We start from the raw sequence: 24,872 nt of genomic DNA on the forward strand, positions 1-24,872 counted from the left end.
TGATGACAAGCTACAGCTGGTCGATCACCTGACGGAACAGATCCTGATTCAGCCCATGGCGCAGACTGAGCCCCTCCAGCCGATACCAGCTTTGATCCGCTTCCAGGTGCGGGCCGATCAACACCACCTTGCCCTGACCAAAGCGTGTTTCCAGCGCGGCAATGCGACCGGTTTGCTCATAACGCCCGAGCACCCTGGCACCGGCGGGCGCCTGCTTGCCAAAATGCGCACCACTCTGGTTGTACATCCAGCGCGACTGGCCGCCCCACCTGACCTTCAGCAACGAGGCATGGGCATAGCGGGTCTCCGGGTGCAGTTCATCGAGGGCAATCAGACCGAAGGCCGGCTTGCGACTGGCCGCATCACTATAGCGTGCCGCCAGATAAGCCCCGGCGCACACCCCGAGATAACGTTTCCCGCCACGGACAAAGTCGCGCAGGGCAGCGACCTGCCGGGGGGACAGCACGTCCAGCGTCTCATCGATATCGTCCGAGCCGCCCGGCTGCACATAGACCTGCAGATTCGCCAGCATGGCGGCACTCAGCGTGCGCTGGTCCAGATAGACCACCTTGTCGCCGCGCTGCGTGAACAGCGCACCGATGGTCTCGGCACACCCATCGCAGGTGCCTGGTCCATTGAAAATACCGACCGTCTGCGCGGACACCGCCGCCGACAGACACCACAAGCCACTGACGAGCCATTTCTTCATCTGTCTCTCACAGAACGCAGGCAAGATTGTTTATGACGATGATATTTTGAATCAGTTCAACATAGCAGAACCCCGCACAGCGCCGTGCCAGATTTGATTGTCATAAGCCATTGTTTTAAGGTGTGGATTCCCGCCACAGGAGCAACCCCATGCATATCGCCATTCTGACCTTCGACGGCTTCAATGAGCTCGACTCGCTCATTGCCTATGGTCTGCTCAACCGCATCAAGCAGCCCGACTGGCACGTTTCGATCGCCAGCCCGACGCCCCAGGTGACGTCGATGAATGGCCTGCAGCTGACCAGACAGATTCCCCTCGACGAGGCCAGCCAGGCAGATGGCGTCATCATTGGCAGTGGCATGAAAACCCGGGAAATTGTCGAAGATGACGCGCTGATGGCTCAGCTGCAGCTGGATCCGACGCGACAACTGCTGGCGGCGCAATGCTCGGGCACACTCATCCTGGCGCGGCTGGGCCTGCTGCGGGAGATCCCGGCCTGTACCGACCTGATCACCAAGCCCTGGGTGCAGGCCGCCGGCGTCGACGTGCTCCCCCAGCCCTTCTTTGCCCGCGACAATCTGGCCACCGCCGGAGGCTGCATGGCGTCCAGCTATCTGGCCGCGTGGATGCTGACCCGGCTCGCCGGCCCGCAGGCCGCACGAGACGCCCTGCACTACGTGGCGCCGGTCGGCGAAAAAGACAGCTATGTGGCCCAGGCCATGGGCCACATCACCCCCTATCTGCCCGACACCATCGCGACGGTCTGACGGGGACGCTACGCCGGCAACCACACCGCCGGCGTGATGACCTGCTGCACGCCCCCCGCCCGCAGACAATCCGCCACCCACAACAAACGCTCGCGAGTCATGGCGGGCCAGGCCTGTGCCGCCGCACGCACGCCGTGGTGATGAAAGGCATTGAGCCGGACAGGGATCGACAAACCGATCGTCTGCATCAGCGCAATCAGGGCCGTGATTTCCTCCGGCTGATCGGTCTGCCCCGGAATCAGCAGGAAGCGCAGTTCGTGCAGCTTGCCGGCCCGGGCCAGCCGGTGTGCCGAGGCCAGAGACAGACGCGGGTCGCGTCCGGTCAAATGCCGGTGCCGACCCGGATCCAGCGCTTTGATATCCAGCATCACCCCGTCGGTCAACGGCAGCAGCCTGTCCCAGCCCCGGGCGCCAAAATGGCCGTTACTGTCGATGAAGCAGCTCAGATGACACAGATCCGGCGCCGCCTTGATGGCGGCGAACAGCGCGGCGATGAAGGCATGCTGCCCCGTCGGCTCGCCGCCGGACAGCGTTATCCCATTGAGAAAGGCCCGTTGCTCGCGCAACAAGGCCAGCACCGCCGCCACACCCAGGGTTTGCACCTTGGGATTGGCATCGCGCGGACAGACTTTCAGGCAGGCATCGCAGTGGGTGCAGGCATCGCGCCGGTACACCACGCGTCCGGCCTCGCGGAGCAAGGCGCCGCCCGGACACACCGCCAGACAATCCCCGCAGTGGTCACAACGCCCGATCGTATGCGGGTTATGGCAGCTCGGGCAATCAAACGGGCAGCCTTGCAGAAACAACACCATCCGGTTGCCCGGACCGTCCACCACCGACCAGCGCAGCATGCGCGACACCTGTGCCGTCAGCCCGGCAGCAGGCTGATTCTGTTCAGCGTTCGGCACCGGCCAGCCACTCCTGCGCCACCACCCGTGGCTGACGCGCCAGAATCCCCGTAGACGCCGCGGCCTCCGCCCCCAGGACGGTGGTATTGATGCGCGACCCCCTGGCCTCGTTGAAACGCTGCACATCCGACAGGCGGATCATATAGCCGGTCACGCGCACCAGATCATTGTGCTGCACATTGGCGGTGAACTCGCGCAAGCCGCTGGCCAGTGCTCCCTGCGCCAGTTGATACACGGCCTCGGGATTGGCCCGCACGGTTTCATCCAGCGTCAGGATTTCCGAAATGCCGGACAGGTAATAAGCATGATGCGGCAGCAAGGCCAGCACATGCGTCACCGGATCCGGCTCGCTGCCATAGGGAATGCGCAGGGCCGGCGTCGCATCCTGGTCCGAACTGATCCCCGCCTGGGCATGCAGCATGGCATGCCCGCGCCAGACATGATCCATCGGCTCGGCCGCCACCAGGCGTGCCAGCTCGGCGGAAATCCGGTAACCGAGGGCATTGGCCGTGGCATCGTGGCCGTAGCGGCCGGCACGCCCGGCCAGATCCTGCAACTGATTCACCGCCTCGGCCATGCCGAACACGCCGAACATCGCCGTGAAGCGCGCGGGATCAATCCAGCCCTCCGCCACCAGAAAGGACGAGGCAAAAAAGCCCGACTGCTCAAACAAATAATTCACCCGGCTGCGGGTCAGCCGGGCGTTCAGATCGACATAGCGTGGCAACTGATGCCGGAAGAAATCGTCCTCATCACGGCTCAGCCGCGCGACCCGCGCCAGATTGATCCGCGTCAGCGTCGACGCCCCGCCGCCCAGTGGCAGCGAGTTGTAACAGCTGACCACCGCATAACCGCGCGCATCGAAGGCCTGCCGTTGCAGCGGGTGATTGGCGATATGCGGCTTGCCGCAGCGGATTATGTTGTCGGTACAAAGCCGCAGCATGGCTTCACCACTGACGGCCGGGTCATACAGAAAGGTCAGGTTGGGCGCGACCTGCTGCAACTCGGCATCCACCTGCAGGACGGCCCGCGCCACGCGGTTGTCGTCCGGGCCAATATTGGCATGCATGAAGGCATCCGGCAGCGTGCGGTCAAGGTAACGCCAGAACAACTTGATCTGGCGGTACAACACCTCATCACTGACCCCCTCGCAAAACGGCAGCAACAATTGGTCGAGATGCCCGATAAACACCGGCATCCCCGTCACCGAGGGGACATGATGATAGGCAATCATCAGCGTATGAATCGCCTCCTCCAGCGTCTGCGGTGGCGGCAACTCCAGCCAGGCCGAGCCCTGCTGCAGCAACACGGCGTAATCCGGCAGCACATAGCGCGGCTTGTACGGGGCATGACCTTCATACATATCGCAAATGATGCGCGCATCCAGCGCCGCCTGCGTCGCCTCATCCAGCGCGGGATAAGGCAAGAGGCGCTCGGCCGTCACCGACAGGGCATGGGCCTTCTGCGCCGGACTCAGCGTCGGATCAGTGGCAATTTGCTGCAAAACACGCAAGATTTCGGACATCGTGGATGCTCCCGCTCAAGGGGGCCGCTGCCAGGATGAGGTCGCACACCCACCTGCGGCGCACTCTGCGCCAAATCAAGCAACGGCGTGGAAAAACTCGCCATTCGGCCGCCAGGCCGGTAGCGTCGGATAGCGGCAGAATACCCGCATCAAAGGTAGGGGAAAATGGACCAGACAGGCATACAGATAGACAAAAATCGCATCGGTGAAGTGGGCGAGAGCAGCCTGTACTTTCACACCCCCTCAGCCATCGACTTGCTGTTTCCTTACCATGTGGCGGCGTGCGGCCGCACGCGCGCGCTGCCATCACAAGCGGCCGTCGTGCGGCGCTATGACCAGCATGTGCTGATCCTGACCCTGGCCGGGCAGGGGGAGGTCGAAGTCAACGGACAACCATACCTCGCCGGGCCGGGCAGCCTGTGCTGGCTCGATACCGGCCGGCAATATGCGCACAGCTGCAGCCGCCATTCAGACGACTGGCACTATCTGTGGCTCGGCATGCAGGGCTTCGGCCTGGACAGCCTGCTCGCCTCGCTCAGCCACGGCGACCGCCCGCCGGTCATCGTGCTCGACCAGGCCGCCCCGGTACAGCACCTGTTCGAGACACTGATCGAGCGCATGGCAACCCGCCCGCCCGACCAGAGTGCCGCCGATAACGCCGATGTCGCGCAGATTCTGGCCCGGTTGCTCAATCAGCAGACCGCCGCACTCACGCCCGACCTCCTCTCACCCGTGCAGCAGGTCATGCAGCAAATGCGCGCCGCCCTGGCACGACCATGGCACCTGCCCGAGCTGGCCCGACTGGCCGGCCTGTCAGTGTCCCAACTTCACCGCGTCTTCCGCCACAGCACCGGCATGTCCCCCATGAGCTGGCTGCGCCTGGAGCGCATTCACGCCGCCAAAACCCTGCTGGTCTGCGATACGCGCAGCATCGCGGCGGTGGCCGAGGCCGTGGGCTACCCCGACCCCTACCACTTCAGTCGTGACTTCAGGCGACTGACCCAGCGCTCACCCAGCGCCTTTCGCCTGGCTGGCGGGGCCTGAGGCCGCCGCCGGGTTGACGAGATATGCATGAGCTGCCACGCACCATGGGCAACACATGCAAACAGACTCACGGGAGGTCATCTTACATAAGCAGAGGCGAGACGAGGCCCGGCGCAGCCGGGACCTCCTGCCTCAGAGGGAAGGCGAATCCGCCGCCTGAAGATGCGTCAAGAACGGGCCTTGAACACATTGCGGCACCATCGGTTATTGCGCCATCAGTTTGGCAAATCCGGCTTGATCCAGGTAGCGCACGAAATCAATCATCTTCGTTTCGACTTCCGGCGCGGCCATCAGCTCGCCGACAGAAACCTCTCCGATCATGCCAAAAGCCACCTTCGTACTAGTCGACCCGTCGGTCTTGATCATCGAAACATACGGATCTTTACAGTCCACCAGGAAAATACGATTGATAATGACACCTGCTCTGGCATTCAGTTGATCGCGCTGCTCAGCAGAAATCGCTGACATGGCACTCAACTTTGGTGAGCTGGCCATCATGGCAAACAACCAGCGCGACAACTCCGTCCGGTCTTTCCCCGTGGTCGCGTCACGCAAACACGACCGGAAGTTGTCCGAAGCCGGCGAGGCATAAACGGGCGCAACACAGGCCATCAAGGCAATGATCAACAGTAGTTTTTTCATTTTCGTCATCATGAAGTGAAAGAATAAAGTGCTGAATGAAGCTAGCGTCAGAACGGCAAAAACGCTTGATTTGTTGCAGTTTGCTACAAATAATCAGCAATTATTAAATCATATAATGACGTGAATCAGCTTCACTTTCTTGCTGACTGCGCGGACTAATCCACACCGCCAGCAGCGCCAGCAAGGCCGACGTCCACAGCGCCGGCATGGCACTGGGCATTTGCCCGGCAGCAGGCTGCAACAGCAAGGCACCCAGCGCCAGCACCACGCTGGAGAACAGCGCATCGCTCAACTGCAAGGCCGAAGCATTGCTGCCCTGCTCCTCGGGACGCGACAACTGCATGGTCAGCACCGACAACATCGGAAACGACAGACCGATCCCCAGACCAACCACCGCCCAACCCAGCACCAGCACCCAGGGCGTACCCAGCCGCATCGCCAGCAACGCCAGCAGCGTGCCGCTGACGAACAGGACAAACCCGGCCGTCAACCCCCGGCGGCGCCAGGCCGAGGGCAAGCGCGCCTGCAACGCACTGCCGGCACTCCACATCAAGGCCCCGGCCGTCAGCGCCGCCCCCGCCTGAGCCACCGACCAGCCATCACGCGACAACTGCAAGGGAATATAGGCCTCGGCATTGAAGAATGCCGCCGCAATCAGGCCGCGCATCGCGACCACGGAGGGCAAACCGGGCGCCGCACGCAGACTGCCGTGCGGCAACAGGCGCCGGGCGGCCAACAGCACCGCCGCCAGACCGGCCGCCACCATCAGGGCGGTGGCCAGGCCGGATCGACATTGCACCGCCTGATGCAGGGACATGGCGCCCAGGGCCGCCAACAGGCTCCAGGCCGGCTGTTCCCAGCGCAGCGGCGCGCCAGATGTCAGGCGCGGCAGACGTGACATCGCCGGCCACAACAACCCCAGGGCCAGCGGCGTCAGCAAAGCCACCAACAAAAACACCGCGCGCCACCCCAGCCAGGCGACCAGCCCGGCGGCCACCACCGGGCCGACCAGCGCCGGCACCACCCATCCCGCGGCAAACAGCGCAAACAACTGCGGATGCAGGCTGGCCGGCATCACCCGACAACAACCGACATACAAAGCCACCGACAACAGCCCCGCCCCCAGCCCCTGCAACACCCGCCCCCACACCAACAGCGACATATTGCCGGCCAGACCGGCCAGCAGCAGCCCGGCAGTAAACAACAAAGCCCCCAGCCAGCAGGCCAGCCAGGGCGTGCGCCGGTCACAAACCTCGCCCCCCAGCACCATACCGACCACCGATGCCGCCAGCGTGCCGCCAAAGGCCACCGCATAGTGATCCATCCCATGCAGGGCACGAGCCACCGTCGGCATCACCGCCGCCACCGCAATCGCCTCAAACGCCAGCAACATAATCAGCGACACGGCGCCGATACTGGTGGCCATGCGGTCGGCACGAAACAAACCGCCCCCGGCATGATCTTGCTCCGTCATGGAATCCCCTTCTCTCTGCATTGGAGACCCCACGGTAAAACTTCAAGTTAACTTTAAGTCAAGCACCCTGATAGGCGCCCGCCGAATACGTCAACTCATAGCTGTGGCTGTAGATTTCCAGAATGTTGCCGAAGGGATCCTCCATATACACCATGCGATACGGCTTCTCGCCCGGGAAGTACTCACGCACCGGCATGCGCTGCTTGCCGCCCGCCGCCACAATGCGCGCGGCCAGCCCCTCAACATCCGGATCCTGCACACAGAAATGGAACACCCCGCTCTTCCAGTACTCGAAGTTGTCCTCGCGGCGTTCCGCGTTGGCGAACTGGAAAATCTCCACCCCGACCCGGTCCCCGGTCGACAAATGCGCAATGCGGAACGAGCCCCAGCCCGGACCGAAGACATCGCTGCACATCACCCCGATGGCCGAATCGTCCTCCGTGATGGTGGTAGGCGGCATGATCAGATACCAGCCGAGCACTTCGGTATAAAAACGAACGGCGGCATCCAGGTCGGTGACCGACAGGCCGAGATGAGAAAAACTGCGGGGGTAGGTCATGGTTTGCATATTGCGCTCCTGTTCAAATCAGTGGCGCCAGTCTAAGCTGCCAAAAACATAAACAAAATCGACAGCAACTAATGCAAACCATAAGATTTCATTATGATTAATCCCCTGTGGCTGCGCTCCTTCCGCGCCGTCGTGCAACACGGCAACTACACCCGCGCCGCCGAGCAACTGGATCTGACCCAGGCCGCCATCAGCCAGCACATGGCCCGGCTGGAAAGCGCAACCGGCAGCCTGTTCGTGCGCCAGGGCCGCACACTGGAACTGACCCCGCGCGGCCAGGCACTGCTCGATTACAGCCAGGAACTCGACATCGCCACCCACCGCCTGCAACAGCGCCTGAGCAGCAGCGGCCCGCTGTCCGGCCCGGTATCGCTGGCCGTACCGGGCAGCGTCGGCCTCAAACTCTACCCGGCCCTGCTGGCCTGGCAATGCCACCACCCCGCCATCCGCATCGACATGCGCTTCGCCCCCGAGCCCGGCATCCTCAGCGCCCTGCTGGCGCAGGAAGTCGAACTCGGCATCGTGACCCTGCCCCCCTCCGACAGCCGTCTGCACCGCACCCTGCTGGGCCAGGAAGCCCTGTGCCTGGTCCTGCCGGCCAGCAGCCAGGCCAGCCGCTGGCAGGATCTGGTGGACCTGGGCTGGATCGGCCATCCGGATGGCGTGGCCATGGCCAGCCGCTGGCTGGCACGCGCCTTTCCCGGCAAACAACTGGCCGACATCCCGCAACGCGGCTTCATCAACCAGATCGGCATGATCCTGCAGCCCGTCGCCCGAGGACTGGGCTTTGCCATCCTGCCGCAATACGCCGTGCAGGCTTTCCCCGACCAACAGGCCATTCGCCTCTGGCCGCTGCCGCAACCGGTCAGCGACAACCTGTGGCTGCTCCGGCGACGCGAATGGCCACTCAGCCGCGCGGCAGCACTGGCTGCCGAACAATTGCAGCAACGACTGGCCTGAAACCACCGCCCTCCCCCCGCGCCGGGCACCTTGTGTAACAGAATGTGCCCCGTCATTAACAATCAATAAAAAACCTGATTTTAATATTAGAAAAACATAATTTACGTTTGAAACAAGTAAATTAAAGGACGACACTGGGTTTGTACCGCAGCGAAACCGATACCGCATCATGACAAACAGTTTGCTATCGATTCCGTTGCCTGTTCCCTTAGATACGAACGAGCACGGGCTAACCGCGTTAGCCCGACAGGAGAGTCCATCATGTACATCAACGCCATTCGCACCACCACCCTGATCGCCTTGAGCACGGCCGTTCTGACCCTGACCGGTTGCGCCAGCACCAGCGCACTGGAACAACTGCAAGGCCAGGTTCAACAGATCAAGCAGCAAGTTGGCCAGACCCAGCAAACGGCAGATCTGGCCCTGCAAAAGGCCAATGCCGCCCAGTCCACCGCCATGACGGCAGAGCAAACGGCCAACCAGGCGCAACAGACGGCAAGCGACACCAATCAGCGTCTGGATCAGATGTTCAAAAAGTCGATGCGCAAGTAACTAGTGAATCACCACGGACATGCCCGGATAGACCAGGCGGGCCAGCCGGCGAATCTGACGGTTGGTCAGCGCAATACAACCACTGGTCCAGTTGTAGCGCTGCTGAATATCCGGGCTGCCACGCCCCAGACCATGAATGCCGATGGCCCCGCCTAACGGGCTATCCTGCGGCGGCAGTCGCCCGCTGGCCGCTGCGGCCACAATGTCATCCCGAACCTGCTGACTGATCTCTCCCCGTTGCCAGGCCAGATCGGCCTGTTGCTGTTGCGGATAATCCAGCAGCAGAAAGGTCTTGAAGGTCGCGGAGGGACGAATCGACACCACATGGAAATGGCCGCGCGGCGTGGTGTGATCCCCCTGACGATGCACATCGACCACCCCGCCACTGCCGATGGCAATGTCGTCGAATTGCGCAAGCGGATGGTGCTCCCCGTCCAACACAGTCAAGGTCTGTTGACGGGTATCGATGTCGATCCAGGACGAGTGGGCGACCGCCGCATGGGCCACGAGGGCAAACACCATGCACAGCCGCAGGGGGGGACGACCTGATGACATGTTCTTCAACTTTCGCGGAATACCGGTTATGTCATTCTGTGCTTTTATAGGCAAGCAAGCACCATCCATCCTGGCCCGGCTCGTCCTCGCCCTGGCGCTGCAACCTGTCTGGTCGGCAACCTTCACCCTGCCCGCCGATGGCTCCACGGTCGTGGGACAAATCCGCAAAGTCGAGGCCACCCACCAAAACACCTTGCTCGACATCGGCCGCCACTTCGACCTGGGCTACGCCGAAATGGAAGGCGCCAACCCCGGCATGTCGGTCTGGACGCCCCATGGCGATGTCGTGGTCCCCACCCAGTTCATCTTGCCGCCCAAACCCTGGAGCGGCATCGTGGTCAACATCCCGCAGCGACGCCTGTTCTTCTTTCCCAAGGCCCGGCACGGCCAGCCGGCCCAAGTCATCACCTACCCGATCAGCATTGCCCAGCCCGGCTGGTCGACCCCCCTTGGCACCAGCAAGATCATCGCCAAGTTCAAGGATCCCGCCTGGTTCGTGCCCAAAAGCATCCAGGCTCAGCACGCGCGCGAAGACGGCACCCCCTTCCCGGACTACTTCCCCCCGGGACCAGACAATCCGATGGGCATGCTGGCCATGCAAACCGGATTGCCAGGCATCTACATTCATGGCACCAATCACCCCTGGGGCGTCGGTCTGAGAACCAGCCATGGCTGCATGCACCTTTACCCGGAAGATGCCGCACAATTATTTCCCCTGGTCAGTCGCGGCACACCGGTCACCATCCTCAACCAGCCGGTCGTCACCGGACACCTGGCCGATGAGTGGATGATCGCCATTTTTCCCCCCGTGGCCGAATATCCCGACCAGCCCCCCCTCAACGATTTGGTCGCCAGCGCCTTGAGCAATCTTCCGCTGCCACCGCCACAGATCGCCATGACGCGGGTCGCCGCCCGCCTTCGCCAACCCGGCCCGATTGCCGTGCCACTGGACATCAACCAACCCGAACCAGAGACCACCCTGGAGGACATCACGGTCGAAGCCTATCCATTCCAGCCCTATGACACGAATGCCAATACCGCCCAGGCCCCGGCCGGAAGCCCGCCCGCCACACCGTGAGTCAGCACGCCCCCGGCAGCATGCACGGGGGCCCGCCACCACCATTCGCCGCAGATGACAACACCGTGGCGAATTTGATTAAATTTCTCTGTTATTCAACCCGGAACACTCAATCGACAAACCCTGCCTGACGGACTTTTTGATGATGACTGAAGACCGCATCCTCAACACGGCCCCCTCCGACAACCCCTGCACGACCTGCGGCGCCTGCTGCGCCCACTTCCGCGTGTCATTCTATTGCGGCGAACTGACCGGCGGCTCCGGCGGCATCGTGCCGGCCGAACTCGCCAGCCAGCTCAACCCGGTCATGGCCTGCATGAAAGGCACCGAAACCGGCAACGGTCGCTGCATCGCCCTGCGCGGCACCCTCGGCAGCCCCGATATCCGCTGCAGCATCTATCCACAGCGCCCCAGCCCGTGCCGCGCCTTCAACAGCTGGCTCGATGACGGCCAACCCAATCCGGATTGCCAGCGCCTGCGTGCCGGCATCGGTCTGCCGCCGCTGACACCGCGCACCGTGGCCGAGCCCCAGCTGCTGAGCGACTGACCCCAAGGGCAATCCGGATTCTGAATGGCCATGCGCGATGGCATGGCAGTAAGATATCGTCTTGCCATCGAAACAAAGCCGCCTCATGACCGCCCAGACCCGACACAAAGTCCTGTTCGATACCGACCCCGGCATCGACGATGCCATGGCGCTATACCTGCTGCACCGCCATCCCGACATCGAACTGCTCGGCATCACCACCGTGCATGGCAATGCCCACACCGACATCACCACCCGCAACGCCCTCTATCTGTGCGAACGCTTCGGCATCGACGCCCCGGTCGCCCGCGGCGCCAGCCAGCCGCTGGTCGGCAGGAAAGACCATGTGCCGGCGATGGTGCATGGCGAGGATGCCCTGGGTAACATCGGCCCCATCGCCCCGCCCCGGCGCCAGCCCGACCCGCGCCCGGCACACCGGCTGATCATCGACACCGTGCGTCAGCACCCCGGTGAAGTCACCCTGGTGGCCGTCGCCCCGCTGACCAACCTGGCGCTGGCCCTGAAAGAAGACCCGGAAATTGCCGGCCTGGTGCGCCAGGTCGTGATCATGGGCGGCGCGTTTGCCATCCACGCCCCGGGCGGCAACGTCAGCCCGGTGGCCGAAGCCAACATCCTGTGCGACCCCTACGCCGCCGACCAGGTACTCACCGCGCCCTGGCCCGTGGTGATGGTCGGCCTGGACGTCACCCACCAGGTACTGATGCCGCGCACCCTATTCCAGCAACTGCGCGACCAGGGCGGCGAACACGGTCGCCTGCTGTGGCAGATCTCGCAGCAATACCTGTCGTTCTATGCCCGCCAGGAGAAAATCGACGGCTGCTTCGTCCACGATGCCAGTGCCGTCGCCTACGTCATCAACCCGGCACTGTTCCAGCTGCGACACGGCCCGATCCGCGTCGTCACCGACGGCATTGCCGTCGGCCAGACCATCCTGAACGCCAGCGGCCGGTCATACCGCAGCAACGCCTGGCAGGACATCCCCTCCCAGGCCGTTTGCGCCGACGTCGATGCCGACGCCTTGCTGCAAATGATGATGCACACCCTCACGGCACATTGAGCCCACCACAAGGGGTCAACAACAGGGGGTCAGGTCTTTCATTTTGCATCCGGGTGCAAAATGAAAGACCTGACCCCCTGTTGTTCGCTGTTGTTCGGTGATTAGCTGGCCAGCTCGACGCTGTCCAGCAACTGATTGGCTTTTTGCGCAAAGGCCAGATCCTGATGGCCGTCGAAATAGCGCTGGTAATAGCGAATCTCGGTGCCCAGCTTGCCGCCGGGCGCAAAACGGCATGACAGCAAATATTGCTCGCTGTACCACTTGCCCTGGGCCTCATTCTGCGTGTCATCCACCAACAGCAAGTGCCCCCGGATACAACGCTTCAACCTGGCATCCACCTTGAGATCCAGCGTGACGAGCTTCAGTTTGCCCTCGGCATACCCCGACTCCAGATGACGGCGCAGGATCGGCAAAAAATCGCTCACAGACAGTTCAGGCTGGTCCACGCGGATCAATGCCGTATCAATCTGCTGGTTTTCATCCCTGGAAGGTCCCGGTTTGATCAGGTCCACCCCCGCCGCCCGGTTGCGCTCCATCTGCCAGCCCGGCCCGGCGGGCGGCAGGAAACTGGCGCCATAGCGCTCGGCAGGCCCGGCGGCGATACCGTAATGGATCCGCTCATCCTGCGCCTGCGCCAGGCTGCCCATCCACAAGGCCAGCAACGGAACAAGGTACATGCTGTATTTCATCATGGGACACCTAATAGGATCATGAGGTAAGCATTCGCCACTCTATGGAGCGAGTAGCGGCAAGGCAAGGCAGCCAGCTGCCGCACTTGGCCTGGATCAAGGCTTTGGCGGTCGTTCGCATGCGATATGGATGTATACTGGCGGCGTACCGATGCCAGCAGGAAATGGTATGTCGCCCCTGTTAGATCTCAGAACCATCGCCCTGGTTTACGTTGCCGTCCGGGTTGGCCTGGCGGTGGTACTGGCCTACCTGTGGAGCGTTCAGCGCAACTACCCGCCCGCACGCGACTGGGCCATCGGCGCCGGGCTGACCGCGGCCGGACTGTTCCTGATGGCCTTGCGCCATCTGGTCTCTTCCGGGATATCCGAAATCCTCTCCAACGCCCTGCTGTTTCCTGGCTGGATGATCTTCGACTTCGGCATCATCAAGGCCTGCGGCCGCCAGCCGCCTCAGAAACTCGGCCTCGCCCTCTGTGGCCTGGCACTGTTCGGCATGATCTGGTACGGCTATGTCCAGCCCAGCGATCCCGGCCAGACCCTGGTACACCACCTCTTGCTGATCCTGTTCGATCTGGCCAGCATCCACGCCTGCCTGAGCAGCGACAGCCGCAGCCGGCGCCAGACATTTCGCGCCATTGCCTTCCTGCAGCTCATCTCGGTCGCCATCTTTCTCCTGAAACTGGGCGAAGAAGTCTTCGGCCTGCTCGGACCGCTCCCGCCCCATGCCCCGCAGATCATGCTGCTCATCGGCTCGGTGACGATCTTCCCGATGCTGACCATGCTGCTATCCCTGCAGACCTCACAGAAACTACAGGAAGAACTCAACGACCAGGCCCGTCTGGACATGCTGACAGGCGCCTACAACCGCCGCGCCCTGAGCGAATTCATCGACCGGGCCTGGGGTCGGCGCCAACAACAGCCACTGTCCGTGCTCTCGCTGGATATCGACAACTTCAAGGCCTTCAACGACCGCTATGGCCACCAGACCGGCGATCAGGCACTGGTACTGGTCTCGCGCGTTGCCCAGACCACCCTGCGCCAGGCCGACATCTGGTGCCGCCACGGCGGCGAAGAATTTGTCGCCCTGCTACCCGACACCGACCTGCAGCAGGCACGCGCCAGCGCCGAGCGCATTCGCCAGGCCGTGGCGCAGAGCCAGCTGGCTTCGCCACAGGGTGGACTGACCCTCACCGTCAGCATCGGCGTGGCCCAGCGCCGTCCGCAACATGCCCACTGGAACGAACTGCTGGCCATCTCGGATGCCGCGCTGTACCAGGCCAAAGCCGCCGGCAAGAACTGCGTCATGACCGGCGGCGAAGAAAACGCATAACAACGGGGTCAGGTCTTTCATTTTGCGTCCTGATGCAAAATGAAAGACCTGACCCCGGGTTGATGATGCATTGCATTGATGCATTGCCTTCGGCGAATGCATCCTACGCGAATGCATCCTACGCGAATGCATCCTACGCGAATGCATCCTACGCGAATGCATCCTACCTTGAGCGCAATCTTCCATTGCGCCGTCCATCGATGTCAGCCGATCTGTTCCATCAGCTTCAGATCCCAGGATGCGATCATCCCGTCCACCTTGCGCTGATAGTCGGCCAGATGCGGCGACTGCAGATGCTTGTCGAGCAGATCCTTGCTGGCCCAGTTTTCGTAAAACACAAACACATTCGGCTTATCCAGTTCGCGATGCAGGTCGTACTGAATGAAACCTTCGTCGTGGCGGCTCGGTTCGATCAGTGCCAGCAGGGCAGCTTCGACCGCTTGTTCGTAACCCGGCTTGGCGGTAATCGTGGCGACAACAGTCAGTTTTTTCATGCTCATTCTCCGTTCAGGAAGGGATGGAATGGTTGCCAGTGTAGACAAGCCGATTATGAGGATAAATACTGATAATTCGAATTAACTATCCGCACACACGAACAATATGTTCCCGCTCAATCTCATGGCCATCTTTGCCCGTGTTGCCGAAGCCGGCAGCTTTACCCTGGCCGCCGAACAGCTGCAGCTGCCCAAGTCCACCGTCAGCCAGCGCGTGGCCGAGCTGGAGGCCATCCTGCAAATCCGCCTGCTGCAGCGAACCACCCGCAAGCTCAGCCTCACCGAAGCCGGCAAAACCTATCTGCACTACTGCCAGGCCATGCTGGAGCAGGTCGAGGCCGGCAACGCCGCCCTGTCACTGATGCGCGACCAGCCCGCCGGCATCCTGCGCATCACCAGCCCGGAGGCCTCGGCCATCCTGCTGCTGCCACCGCTGCTGGCCGACTTCGAACAACGCTATCCCGAGGTGCGGGTTCAACTGATCGCCAGCGATGAACCGCTGGACCTCATTGCCGAAGGCATCGATCTGGCCATCCGCACCGGCAAGCTCGACGACTCCAGCTATGTCTCGCGCAAAATCGGCAGCGTACGACGCCAGCTGGTGGCCGCGCCGGCCTATCTGCAGGCACACGGGCAACCCGCCTCGCCGGCCGAACTGAGCCGCCACCGCCTGCTGCGCCACCTCTCCGCCCCCATCTGGTACCTGCAGCAGGACCAGGGCAGCCAGCCGCTGGTCCTGCCCGACCGCGCCAGCAGCAGCAACAGCCTGCTGAGCCTGTGCCAGCTGGCCATCCATGGCCGCGGCATCGCCATGCTGCCCGCCTTTGTCTGCCGCCAGGCGCTGCAACAGCAGCAGCTGGCCGAGGTGCTGCCCGATGTCCCGGTACGGCCCTCCGACTACTACATGATCTACCCCTCGCGCAGCCATCCTTCCGCCGCACTGGTGGCGCTGATTCAACACCTGCAGGGCAGCACACTGGCGGCACAAATCGCCTGAAAAAATGACATCCGTATTGCCGGTCCGCTCGACTATAAAGAAACGACAGGCCTGACATTTCGGTACCGTCCCGCGAATCCCTCGGCCCAACGAGAAAGGTAGCGCGTCTGGCATGAGGGTACAAAGACGAAACAACCTGCTATTGGCCGTGTCGTTCCCCGTGCTGGGTGCCGCACTGCAATGGTGGCTCTGGCCCCACATCAAGCCGCTGATCTGGCTGTGCTTCTACCCGGCCGTGTTTTTTGCCGCCAGCCTGACCGGTCTGGAAGGCGGCCTGCTGGCGACCCTGGTGTCGGTCCTGCTCGGTTTCGGTTTTCTCAACACCCTGGACATCGGCAGCTGGCAGAGCGTACTGGACACGGCGCTGCGCACCCTGATCTTCGTCCTCTCCGGCGTGGTCTACAGCGTGCTCATCCATCGCTTACAACAGCAACAGGCACGCCAGGCCCATGCCGCCAGTGATGAACGCCTGCGCCTGATGCTGGACCTGGCCGCCGATCCGGTGTTCGTCGCCGACCAGCGCGGCCATTACACCTATGTCAACCAGAAGGCCTGTGAACTGCTCGGCTATGAGGACAACGAGCTGCTGCGCATGGCTTTCCCCGACATCACCCCGCCCGAAGACCTGCCCCTGGCCCAGCGCCTGTTCAGCGAACTGCAGCAAAACGGGCATGTGCGCTGCGAGCTGCGCCTGAGCAAGAAACAGGGCGGCCTCGCCCTGGTCGAGATCAACGCCATCCTGCTGCCAGACGGCAGCGCCTATGGTGCCTGCCGCGACATCGCTGACCGGGTACAAGCAGACCAGGCCAGGCAAGCCGAGCGCCAGATGCTGCGCACCCTGGTGGACACCCTGCCGGATATGATCTGGCTGAAAGATGCCCGCGGGGTCTATCTGTCGTGCAACCAGCGCTTTGCCCAATTCTTCGGCTGCGACGAATCAGGCATTGTCGGCAAGACCGACTACGACTTTGTCGACGCCAGCCAGGCCGACGCCTTTCTGGCCACCGACCGCCGCGTCATCGCCAGCGGCGAGGCAAACATCCTGGAAGAAGAAGTCGCCTTCGCCAGTGACGGCCACCGCGAAATCATCGAAACCATCAAGGTGCCGATGTTCGACAGCGAACACCGGCTGATCGGCGTGCTGGGCGTCGGCCGCGACATCACCGAACGCAAACAGGCAGAAAGCGAACGCAGGCAGCAGGAGGCACGCTATCGCGACCTGTTCGATGCCAACCCGCAGGCCATGTGGATCCACGATCCGCAAACCCTGGCCTTCCTCGCCGTCAACGATGCCGCCCTGCAGCGCTTCGGCTACGAGCGAGACGCCTTTCTCGCCATGACGCTGCTGGACATTCGCCCCCCGGAAGAACGTGCCATCGTGGCCATCAAGGTGGCCCAGGTCGAGGCCGGCGAATCCAACCTGGGCATCATGCGCTACCAGACCCGCGACGGACGGGAAATGCTGGCGGAGATCACGGCACACAAGATTCGCTTTGGCGGCAAGCAGGCGGTGGTGGTACAAGCCATGGATGTCACCCAGCGCGAACAGGCGCAGGAAACCCTGCGCAAGCTCTCCAGCGCCATCGAACAAAGCCCGGAGAGCGTGCTGATCACCAACCTGAAAGGCGAGATCGAATTCGTCAATGACGCCTTCGTACGCAATAGCGGCTACCAGCGCGATGAAATCCTCGGCCAGCATCCACGCCTGCTGCAGTCCGGGCTGACGCCGCCGGAAGTCTTCCGCGACCTGGCACAGGCCCTGATGCGCGGCGAAAGCTGGCGCGGCGAGTTTTACAACCGGCGCAAGGACGGCACCGAATACATCGACTTCGCCATCGTCACCCCGATCCGGCAGCCGGATGGCACCATCACCCATTTCGTCTCGGTACAGGAAGATATCACCGAGAAAAAACGCCTCGGGCAAGAGCTCGACCGCCACCGCCACCACCTGGAAGAACTGGTGGCACAGCGCACCGAAGAACTGGTCATCGCCCGCGAACAGGCCGAAGCCGCCAACGTCGCCAAGAGCGCCTTCCTCGCCAATATGAGCCATGAAATCCGTACCCCGATGAACGCCATCATCGGCTTCGGCCTGCTGCTGCAGCGCAGCCCGCTCAGCCCCGAACAACTCGCCCAGGTCGACCAGATCAACGCCGCCGGCAAACACCTGCTCACCATCATCAACGACATCCTCGACCTCTCCAAGATCGAGGCCGGCAAACTGACCCTCGAAAGCGTCGACTTCTCCCTCACCGAACTGCTGCACCACGTCAGCGCACTCATCGCCCCGGCCGCCCAGGCCAAAGACCTGAGCATCCGCCTCGATACCGATGCCGTGCCCAACGCCCTGCAGGGCGACCTGACCCGGCTGCGCCAGGCCCTGCTCAACTACGCCACCAATGCCGTCAAATTCACCACCCACGGCAGCGTCACCCTGCGCTGCCGCCTCGAACGCTGCATCGGCCCCGACCTGTGGGTACGCTTCGAAGTCGAAGACACCGGCCCCGGCATTGCCGCCGAACGCATCGGCAACCTGTTTCAAGCCTTTGAACAGGGCGACACCTCCACCACCCGCCGCTTCGGCGGCACCGGCCTCGGCCTGGCCATCACCCGCCACCTCGCCGCCCTGATGGACGGCGAAGCCGGCGTCGCCTCACACGAGGGCCAGGGCAGCCTGTTCTGGTTCACCGCCCGCCTGCGCGAAGGTGCCCTCCCGGTCGCCACCCCCAACAGCACCCCGTGGCTGCAGGCAGAACACCAGCTCAACCGCGACCATGCCGGCCAGCGCATCCTGCTGGTCGAAGACGACGAGATCAACCAGCAAGTCGCGCTGGCCATGCTGCAACGCACCGGCCTGCTGGTGGACATCGCCAATGACGGCCGCCAGGCCGTCCAGATGACCACCGCCCAGCCCTACGCCCTGATCCTCATGGACGTGCAGATGCCGGTCATGGACGGCATCGAAGCCTGCCGCGCCATCCGCGCACTGCCCGCCTATCGCCACACCCCCATCCTGGCCATGAGCGCCAATGTCTTCAGCGAAGATCGCCAGCGCTGCCTGGCAGTCGGCATGGACGACTTCGTCGCCAAGCCGGTCGAACCCGACCTGCTGTTCGATGCCCTGCTGCGCTGGCTGCCCGGCAGCGAAACCGACCGGCCCGCGCTGGCCGACAAAGTCGAACCAGCCAACGCCGAGCACAGCCTGCGCCAGCGACTGAGCACCATCAGCGGCATGGATGCCGAAGCCGGCCTGCACGCCCTGGGCGGCGACATCGACTTCTACTGGCGCATGCTGGACAAACTGCAACAACGCTACGCCAGCGTGCCCGAGACCCCTGACGTGCTGTGGGCTCACGCCCTCAAGGGCGCAGCCGGCAATATGCGCCTGACCACCCTGCAGTCGCTGGCAGCCCGGCTGGAACTGGCACTGAAATCCGGCGAACCCTGGCAAGCAGCGCGCCAGGCCGTCGAGCAGGAACTGCAGCGGCTAAGCCATGCCTGGCAGACACTGCCCGCGCCGGACGACAACCGCCGTGCGACCGCCCCCGATCTGGCGCAGGCAAGGCAGGTATTGAACGAGCTGGCGCACTGGCTGCGCGAAGCCGATTTCCGCGCCTGCCAGCTGTATGAAGCACAACAGGCACTGCTGATCGCCAACTATCCGGCGGCGGCACTGCAGCCACTGAACCAGGCCATGCAGAACTATGACTTTGCCGCCGCCCTGCAACACATCAACCCATTGCTCGCCGCCATTTCAGCAGAATCCACTGAAAGAAATGGCTATTCTTAAGAAATGTGAAAAAACGGACCCGGCCATGTCCCCGCAGAGCAAGCGATGAACAACCCACCCCACCCCAACAGACGGCTCACCTGGTTACTGCTGCTGGCACTGCTGCTGACCTTCACCCTGGTGGCCGTGACCGGCATGGCTCAATACATGCGGGTCAAGACACAGCTCGAATCCGATCTGCTGCTGTCCGCCAATGCCAGCAACCGCTGGGTCACACAACAGCTTTTCGATGAAATCCGCACCGCCCGCTCGGTGGCCGCCGCGCTGGATGACGATATCGTCAACCAACGTTTCGCCCGGGCCCATGAACAGGCCCTGCGCATCCTGCGCGCTTCGGCTCTGTGCGACCACATCGCCCTGACGGCCGAATCCGGCCAGCAAGTGGTCAACACCCTGATTCCCTATGGCCAGCCCCTGCCGGTCAGCAAAAACCGCCAGCGTCTCAAGGCCATCTTTGCCTCTGGCAAACCGCAATTATCCAATCTGGTGATCGGCACCCTGTCCGGTCAACTCGAAATCCTGCTCGACGTGCCCGTCATCGCCCGCGGCAAAGTCATCTACGTCCTGACCTTTGTGCTGCATCACAGCGAATTCCAGCGCTACCTGATGAAACAGGATTACCCGTCAGGCTGGACGGCCATGGTGTTCGATGGCAACGCCAGAATCATCGCCAGGAGCGACGATCAGGGGCAGAAAGCCGGCGAACTGCTGGCAGACAAGGTTCTGGCACCAGTCAAGGCCGGGGCATCCGGGGTCTTCACACACCCGGACCCGACCGGACAAACCGTCATCAGCAGCTTCGTACGCAATCCGCCCAGCGGGTTTGGCGTGCTGATCAGCACCCCGCAGGACCGGGTGATGCGCACCGTGCTGGCCGACATGCCGCAAACCGCCATCCTGATCACCACGGCCGTACTGGCCCTGCTCGCAGCCTGGCACTTCTCCAGCAACCTCAAGTTGCGCCGGCAGACCGAAATGCAGCTCAAGCAATTCATCATGCAGGCACCGGTCGCCCTGGCCATGCTGGACCGCAACATGAACTACCTGGCCGTCAGCGACCGCTGGATCGAAGAACACTGCCCGGACCAGCAGGATGTGATCGGACAGAACCACTATGTGCTCCATCCGGACATTCCGGATGCCTGGCGCATCGCCCATCAGCAAGGGCTGGCCGGCCGGGCGATAGAAAAAGAAGCCGACATGATGGTGCACGCCGACGGCAGCGTGCAATGGACCCGCTGGGCCGTCAGCCCCTGGGAAACCAGCAACGACATGATCGGCGGCATCATCATCTGCACCGAAGACATCACCGAGCGCATGAACGCCGAACAGGCGTTGCGACGCAGCGAGGCACGCTACAAACAACTGACCGAAGAACTGGAAATCCGCGTCAACCAGCGCACCGAGCAACTGGTCATCGCCCGCGAACAGGCCGAAGCCGCCAACGTCGCCAAGAGCGCTTTCCTCGCCAATATGAGCCATGAAATCCGTACCCCGATGAACGCCATCATCGGCTTCGGCCTGCTGCTGCAGCGCAGCCCGCTCAGCCCCGAACAACTCGCCCAGGTCGACCAGATCAACGCCGCCGGCAAACACCTGCTCACCATCATCAACGACATCCTCGACCTCTCCAAGATCGAGGCCGGCAAACTGACCCTCGAAAGCGTCGACTTCTCCCTCACCGAACTGCTGCACCACGTCAGCGCACTCATCGCCCCGGCCGCCCAGGCCAAAGACCTGAGCATCCGCCTCGATACCGATGCCGTGCCCAACGCCCTGCAGGGCGACCTGACCCGGCTGCGCCAGGCCCTGCTCAACTACGCCACCAATGCCGTCAAATTCACCACCCACGGCAGCGTCACCCTGCGCTGCCGCCTCGAACGCTGCATCGGCCCCGACCTGTGGGTACGCTTCGAAGTCGAAGACACCGGCCCCGGCATTGCCGCCGAACGCATCGGCAACCTGTTTCAAGCCTTTGAACAGGGCGACACCTCCACCACCCGCCGCTTCGGCGGCACCGGCCTCGGCCTGGCCATCACCCGCCACCTCGCCGCCCTGATGGACGGCGAAGCCGGCGTCGCCTCACACGAGGGCCAGGGCAGCCTGTTCTGGTTCACCGCCCGCCTGCGCGAAGGCGCCCTCCCGGTCGCCACCCCCAACAGCACCCCGTGGCTGCAGGCAGAACACCAGCTCAACCGCGACCATGCCGGCCAGCGCATCCTGCTGGTCGAAGACGACGAGATCAACCAGCAAGTCGCACTGGCCATGCTGCAACGCACCGGCCTGCTGGTGGACATCGCCAATGACGGCCGCCAGGCCGTCCAGATGACCACCGCCCAGCCCTACGCCCTGATCCTCATGGACGTGCAGATGCCGGTCATGGACGGCATCGAAGCCTGCCGCGCCATCCGCGCACTGCCCGCCTATCGCCACACCCCCATCCTGGCCATGAGCGCCAATGTCTTCAGCGAAGATCGCCAGCGCTGCCTGGCCGTCGGCATGGACGACTTCGTCGCCAAGCCGGTCGAACCCGACCTGCTGTTCGATGCCCTGCTGCGCTGGCTGCCCGGCAGCGAAACCGACCGGCCCGCGCTGGCCGGCAAAGTCGAACCAGCCAACGCCGAGCACAGCCTGCGCCAGCGACTGAGCACCATCAGCGGCATGGATGCCGAAGCCGGCCTGCACGCCCTGGGCGACGACATCGACTTCTACTGGCGCATGCTGGGCAGACTACAGCAGCGTTTCAGCACCGTACCGGAGACCCCCGACATCCTGTGGGCCCACTCCCTCAAGGGCGCAGCCGGCAATATGCGCCTGACCACCCTGCAGTCGCTGGCAGCCCGGCTGGAACTGGCACTGAAATCCGGCGAACCCTGGCAAGCAGCACGCCAGGCCGTCGAGCAGGAACTGCAGCGGCTGAGCCATGCCTGGCAGGCACTGCCCGTGCCGGGCGACACGGACGACGCCGTGCCCGGCGACCGGGCCCAGGCCCTGCAGGTCCTGGGCGAGCTGGCGCACTGGCTGCAGCAGGCCGACTACCGCGCCTGCCAGCTCCATGAGGCACAACACGCCATGCTGGCGCCCTACTTCGATGTGACCGAGCTGCGGGCGCTGAGCCAGGCCATGCAACACTTTGACTTTGCCGCCGCCCTGCGGCTGACCAACAGGCTGCTGGCCTCCGCGCAGCGCCAGGAGAGCCCCCTGTGAACGCCCTGACCCCCGGCATCGGCCATCCTCCCCTGCTGCTGATCGTCGACGACCAGCCCGACAACCTGCAACTGCTGGGCAAACTATTGAGCCCGCTGTACCGCGTACGAGTGGCCAACAGTGGTCGCACCGCCCTGACCCTGCTGCAACAGGGCCCCTTGCCCGACCTGATCCTGCTGGATGTGATGATGCCGGAGATGGATGGCTACGCCGTCATGCAGACCCTGCGCCAGCACCCGCAATGGCAGGGCATTCCGGTGATCTTTCTCACCGCCCTGGATGGCGCCACCGACGAAGAACACGGTTTCACCATGGGCGCCATCGACTACATCACCAAGCCCATCCGGCCGCCGGTGGTCCTGGCACGCATCAAGACCCATCTGACGCTCAAACACCTGCGCGACGGCCTGAGTGCGCGCAACGGCATGCTGGAAGAGGAAATCGAACGCCGCATGCACGAAAACCAGATCGTGCAGGACGTCAGCATCCTGGCGCTGGCCCATCTGGCAGAAACCCGCGACAACGATACCGGCAACCACCTGCGCCGTACCAAGGAATACATTGCCCTGCTGGCCGAATACCTGCTGAAGCACGGCTATCAGGATCCACACCTCACCCCGGCCTATGTCCGGCTGCTGGTCAAATCCGCCGTGCTGCACGATATCGGCAAGGTTGGCATCCCCGACCACATCCTGCTCAAACCGGGCAAACTGGACAGCGAAGAATGGGCCATCATGCAGCGCCATGCCGCCCTGGGTGCGGCAGCCATCGAACTGGCCGAGGATGAAGCCGAACAGCCGGTGGCGTTTCTGGCCCTCGCCAAACAAGTGGCGCGCTGGCATCACGAACGCTGGGACGGTTCCGGCTATCCGGACGGACTGGCCGGCCGGCAGATTCCGCTGGCCGCGCGACTGATGGCGCTGGCCGATGTGTTCGACGCGCTGATCTCGCGCCGCGCCTACAAGGACCCCTTCCCACTGGAGACCGCCCGCAGCATGATCCTGGCCGAGCGCGGCAAGCACTTCGACCCGGACATCGTGGATGCCTTCGAGGTGCTGTTTGACCGCTTCGTCGACGTCGCGACCCGCTACGCCGACGAGGCGTGACCCGGTTGTTCGTTCCGGGTCCCTCCGGCACTGCTAAAATGAAGCCACTACCCCGTCTTCAGGATGCGACATGAACCGCCCGGGACTCCCACGCTGCCTGTTACTGAGCGCACTGAGCCTGCTCGCCCTGGCCTGGCGCCCGGCAGCCGCCATCCCCAGTCAGGTCACCGCCGACCTGCCGCCGTTCAGCATCCAGGATGCGCAACACCCGCGCGGGCTGATCTATGACATCGTGCAAGCGGCCCACCGCCGGCTCAACTGGCCCTTTCATCCACAGTTTCTGCCCTGGGTACGGGCGCAGAAACTCGCCAGCATGACGCCCGACACCCTGATCTTCGGCCTGTCGCGCACCCCGCGGCGCGAGCAACAGTACCAGTGGATTGCCGTCATCTACACCGCACAAAACCATTTCGTCACCCTGGATGGTCCCCCGATCGGCACCCTGGCCGAAGCCAGGCAGCGCATGTTCATCGGCGTGGAACAGGGCTCGGCCATGGCCGACTATCTGCAGCAGCAACAGTTCACCAATGTGGTCGCCCTGCCGAACGAGCAAAACGGCGTCACCATGCTGATGCAACATCACATCTCCGCCTGGTTCACCTTCGCCATCCGGGCCAACTACTATCTGCGCGCCGAACACTACCGCGGCAAAGTATCGATCAGCCCGCCATTCCAGACCGTCAAGCTGTGGCTGGCGGCCAACCCGGACTACCCGGCCCAAAAAGCCAACGCCCTGCGCCGCGAACTGGCCCGCATGAAAGCGGACGGCAGCTACGACCGGATTGTCGCCCGTTATACCGACGGGCGTTGAAGGGGGGCGTTGCATTGGCGCATTGCATTGATGCATTGCCTTCGGCGAATGCATCCTACGTG

General features: G+C 63.2%; 22 protein-coding genes. 13 read left to right on the forward strand and 9 right to left on the reverse strand.

Features of this window, described 5'->3' with window-relative positions:
* Positions 1 to 10: 10 nt before the first annotated feature.
* Entirely contained in the window at positions 11 to 709 is a 699-nt protein-coding gene (locus AACH39_RS10620) for a BPL-N domain-containing protein (protein WP_338619890.1), read from the reverse strand.
* Between the two features lie 149 nt (positions 710 to 858).
* On the opposite strand from AACH39_RS10620, the gene AACH39_RS10625 reads away from it, so the two are divergent.
* Positions 859 to 1,476: a DJ-1/PfpI family protein gene (locus AACH39_RS10625; RefSeq protein WP_338619892.1), complete on the forward strand. Its 618-nt coding sequence runs from the start codon at positions 859 to 861 to the stop codon at positions 1,474 to 1,476.
* Between the two features lie 8 nt (positions 1,477 to 1,484).
* Here AACH39_RS10625 and AACH39_RS10630 read toward each other — a convergent pair whose 3' ends face one another.
* Positions 1,485 to 2,384 (reverse strand): YjjW family glycine radical enzyme activase, encoded by a 900-nt coding sequence (locus tag AACH39_RS10630; protein WP_338619893.1) that lies wholly within the window; start codon positions 2,382 to 2,384, stop codon positions 1,485 to 1,487.
* On the reverse strand, positions 2,371 to 3,909 hold the full coding sequence (locus AACH39_RS10635; protein ID WP_338619894.1) for a YjjI family glycine radical enzyme: 1,539 nt from the start codon (positions 3,907 to 3,909) through the stop codon (positions 2,371 to 2,373). The genes AACH39_RS10630 and AACH39_RS10635 overlap by 14 nt, the downstream gene beginning before the upstream one ends.
* Before the next feature lie 165 nt (positions 3,910 to 4,074).
* Here AACH39_RS10635 and AACH39_RS10640 point away from each other — a divergent pair, with 165 nt between their 5' ends.
* On the forward strand, positions 4,075 to 4,953 hold the full coding sequence (locus AACH39_RS10640) for an AraC family transcriptional regulator (RefSeq protein ID WP_338619896.1): 879 nt from the start codon (positions 4,075 to 4,077) through the stop codon (positions 4,951 to 4,953).
* A gap of 204 nt (positions 4,954 to 5,157) precedes the next feature.
* Here the strand turns inward: AACH39_RS10640 and AACH39_RS10645 are convergent, their stop codons facing one another.
* From AACH39_RS10645 to AACH39_RS10655, 3 genes are all read right to left on the reverse strand, one after another.
* Entirely contained in the window at positions 5,158 to 5,595 is a 438-nt protein-coding gene (locus tag AACH39_RS10645; protein WP_215779980.1) for a hypothetical protein, read from the reverse strand.
* A gap of 103 nt (positions 5,596 to 5,698) precedes the next feature.
* Positions 5,699 to 7,069 carry an MFS transporter gene (locus AACH39_RS10650; RefSeq protein WP_215779977.1) on the reverse strand — a complete coding sequence of 457 codons (1,371 nt, stop codon included), beginning with the start codon at positions 7,067 to 7,069 and terminating at the stop codon, positions 5,699 to 5,701.
* A 58-nt stretch (positions 7,070 to 7,127) separates the two neighbouring features.
* Positions 7,128 to 7,637, reverse strand: a complete 510-nt coding sequence (locus tag AACH39_RS10655; RefSeq protein WP_215779975.1) for a lactoylglutathione lyase family protein — start codon at positions 7,635 to 7,637, stop codon at positions 7,128 to 7,130.
* Positions 7,638 to 7,730: 93 nt separating this feature from the next.
* Between AACH39_RS10655 and AACH39_RS10660 the strand changes: the two genes are divergently transcribed.
* Positions 7,731 to 8,597 (forward strand): LysR family transcriptional regulator, encoded by an 867-nt coding sequence (locus AACH39_RS10660; protein ID WP_338619899.1) that lies wholly within the window; start codon positions 7,731 to 7,733, stop codon positions 8,595 to 8,597.
* A gap of 261 nt (positions 8,598 to 8,858) precedes the next feature.
* Positions 8,859 to 9,149 carry an Lpp/OprI family alanine-zipper lipoprotein gene (locus tag AACH39_RS10665; RefSeq protein WP_215779970.1) on the forward strand — a complete coding sequence of 97 codons (291 nt, stop codon included), beginning with the start codon at positions 8,859 to 8,861 and terminating at the stop codon, positions 9,147 to 9,149.
* Here the strand turns inward: AACH39_RS10665 and AACH39_RS10670 are convergent, their stop codons facing one another.
* A complete protein-coding gene (locus AACH39_RS10670; RefSeq protein WP_338619900.1) occupies positions 9,150 to 9,704 on the reverse strand; it encodes a L,D-transpeptidase in 555 nt (184 codons plus the stop codon).
* A 28-nt stretch (positions 9,705 to 9,732) separates the two neighbouring features.
* On the opposite strand from AACH39_RS10670, the gene AACH39_RS10675 reads away from it, so the two are divergent.
* The 3 genes from AACH39_RS10675 to AACH39_RS10685 all read left to right on the forward strand — a co-directional run bounded on the left by AACH39_RS10675 (position 9,733) and on the right by AACH39_RS10685 (position 12,386).
* Positions 9,733 to 10,782, forward strand: a complete 1,050-nt coding sequence (locus AACH39_RS10675) for a L,D-transpeptidase family protein (RefSeq protein ID WP_215779966.1) — start codon at positions 9,733 to 9,735, stop codon at positions 10,780 to 10,782.
* A gap of 142 nt (positions 10,783 to 10,924) precedes the next feature.
* Positions 10,925 to 11,329 (forward strand): YkgJ family cysteine cluster protein, encoded by a 405-nt coding sequence (locus AACH39_RS10680; protein WP_338619901.1) that lies wholly within the window; start codon positions 10,925 to 10,927, stop codon positions 11,327 to 11,329.
* 85 nt (positions 11,330 to 11,414) lie between these two features.
* On the forward strand, positions 11,415 to 12,386 hold the full coding sequence (locus AACH39_RS10685; RefSeq protein ID WP_338619903.1) for a nucleoside hydrolase: 972 nt from the start codon (positions 11,415 to 11,417) through the stop codon (positions 12,384 to 12,386).
* Between the two features lie 101 nt (positions 12,387 to 12,487).
* Here AACH39_RS10685 and AACH39_RS10690 read toward each other — a convergent pair whose 3' ends face one another.
* Positions 12,488 to 13,063, reverse strand: coding sequence for a hypothetical protein (locus AACH39_RS10690; RefSeq protein ID WP_338619905.1), 576 nt, complete (start codon positions 13,061 to 13,063; stop codon positions 12,488 to 12,490).
* A 181-nt stretch (positions 13,064 to 13,244) separates the two neighbouring features.
* Between AACH39_RS10690 and AACH39_RS10695 the strand changes: the two genes are divergently transcribed.
* Positions 13,245 to 14,405, forward strand: a complete 1,161-nt coding sequence (locus AACH39_RS10695) for a GGDEF domain-containing protein (protein WP_215779957.1) — start codon at positions 13,245 to 13,247, stop codon at positions 14,403 to 14,405.
* A gap of 203 nt (positions 14,406 to 14,608) precedes the next feature.
* Here AACH39_RS10695 and AACH39_RS10700 read toward each other — a convergent pair whose 3' ends face one another.
* Positions 14,609 to 14,899: a putative quinol monooxygenase gene (locus AACH39_RS10700; RefSeq protein WP_215779954.1), complete on the reverse strand. Its 291-nt coding sequence runs from the start codon at positions 14,897 to 14,899 to the stop codon at positions 14,609 to 14,611.
* 106 nt (positions 14,900 to 15,005) lie between these two features.
* Here AACH39_RS10700 and AACH39_RS10705 point away from each other — a divergent pair, with 106 nt between their 5' ends.
* The 5 genes from AACH39_RS10705 (at position 15,006) to AACH39_RS10725 (ending at position 24,810) form a co-directional block, all read left to right on the forward strand.
* Positions 15,006 to 15,896 carry a LysR family transcriptional regulator gene (locus tag AACH39_RS10705; protein ID WP_338619907.1) on the forward strand — a complete coding sequence of 297 codons (891 nt, stop codon included), beginning with the start codon at positions 15,006 to 15,008 and terminating at the stop codon, positions 15,894 to 15,896.
* Positions 15,897 to 16,008: 112 nt separating this feature from the next.
* On the forward strand, positions 16,009 to 19,686 hold the full coding sequence (locus tag AACH39_RS10710; RefSeq protein WP_338619908.1) for a PAS domain S-box protein: 3,678 nt from the start codon (positions 16,009 to 16,011) through the stop codon (positions 19,684 to 19,686).
* 45 nt (positions 19,687 to 19,731) lie between these two features.
* Positions 19,732 to 22,893 (forward strand): response regulator, encoded by a 3,162-nt coding sequence (locus tag AACH39_RS10715; RefSeq protein WP_338619909.1) that lies wholly within the window; start codon positions 19,732 to 19,734, stop codon positions 22,891 to 22,893.
* The gene (locus tag AACH39_RS10720; RefSeq protein ID WP_338619910.1) at positions 22,890 to 23,999 is read left to right on the forward strand and encodes an HD domain-containing phosphohydrolase; all 1,110 of its coding nucleotides are present in this window, start codon (positions 22,890 to 22,892) and stop codon (positions 23,997 to 23,999) included. The genes AACH39_RS10715 and AACH39_RS10720 overlap by 4 nt, the downstream gene beginning before the upstream one ends.
* A gap of 70 nt (positions 24,000 to 24,069) precedes the next feature.
* Positions 24,070 to 24,810 carry a transporter substrate-binding domain-containing protein gene (locus AACH39_RS10725; protein WP_338619912.1) on the forward strand — a complete coding sequence of 247 codons (741 nt, stop codon included), beginning with the start codon at positions 24,070 to 24,072 and terminating at the stop codon, positions 24,808 to 24,810.
* Positions 24,811 to 24,872: the final 62 nt, after the last annotated feature.

Origin of the sequence: Paludibacterium flexuosum (assembly GCF_037076605.1) — a bacterium.
In the GTDB taxonomy this organism is placed as follows: domain Bacteria; phylum Pseudomonadota; class Gammaproteobacteria; order Burkholderiales; family Chromobacteriaceae; genus Paludibacterium.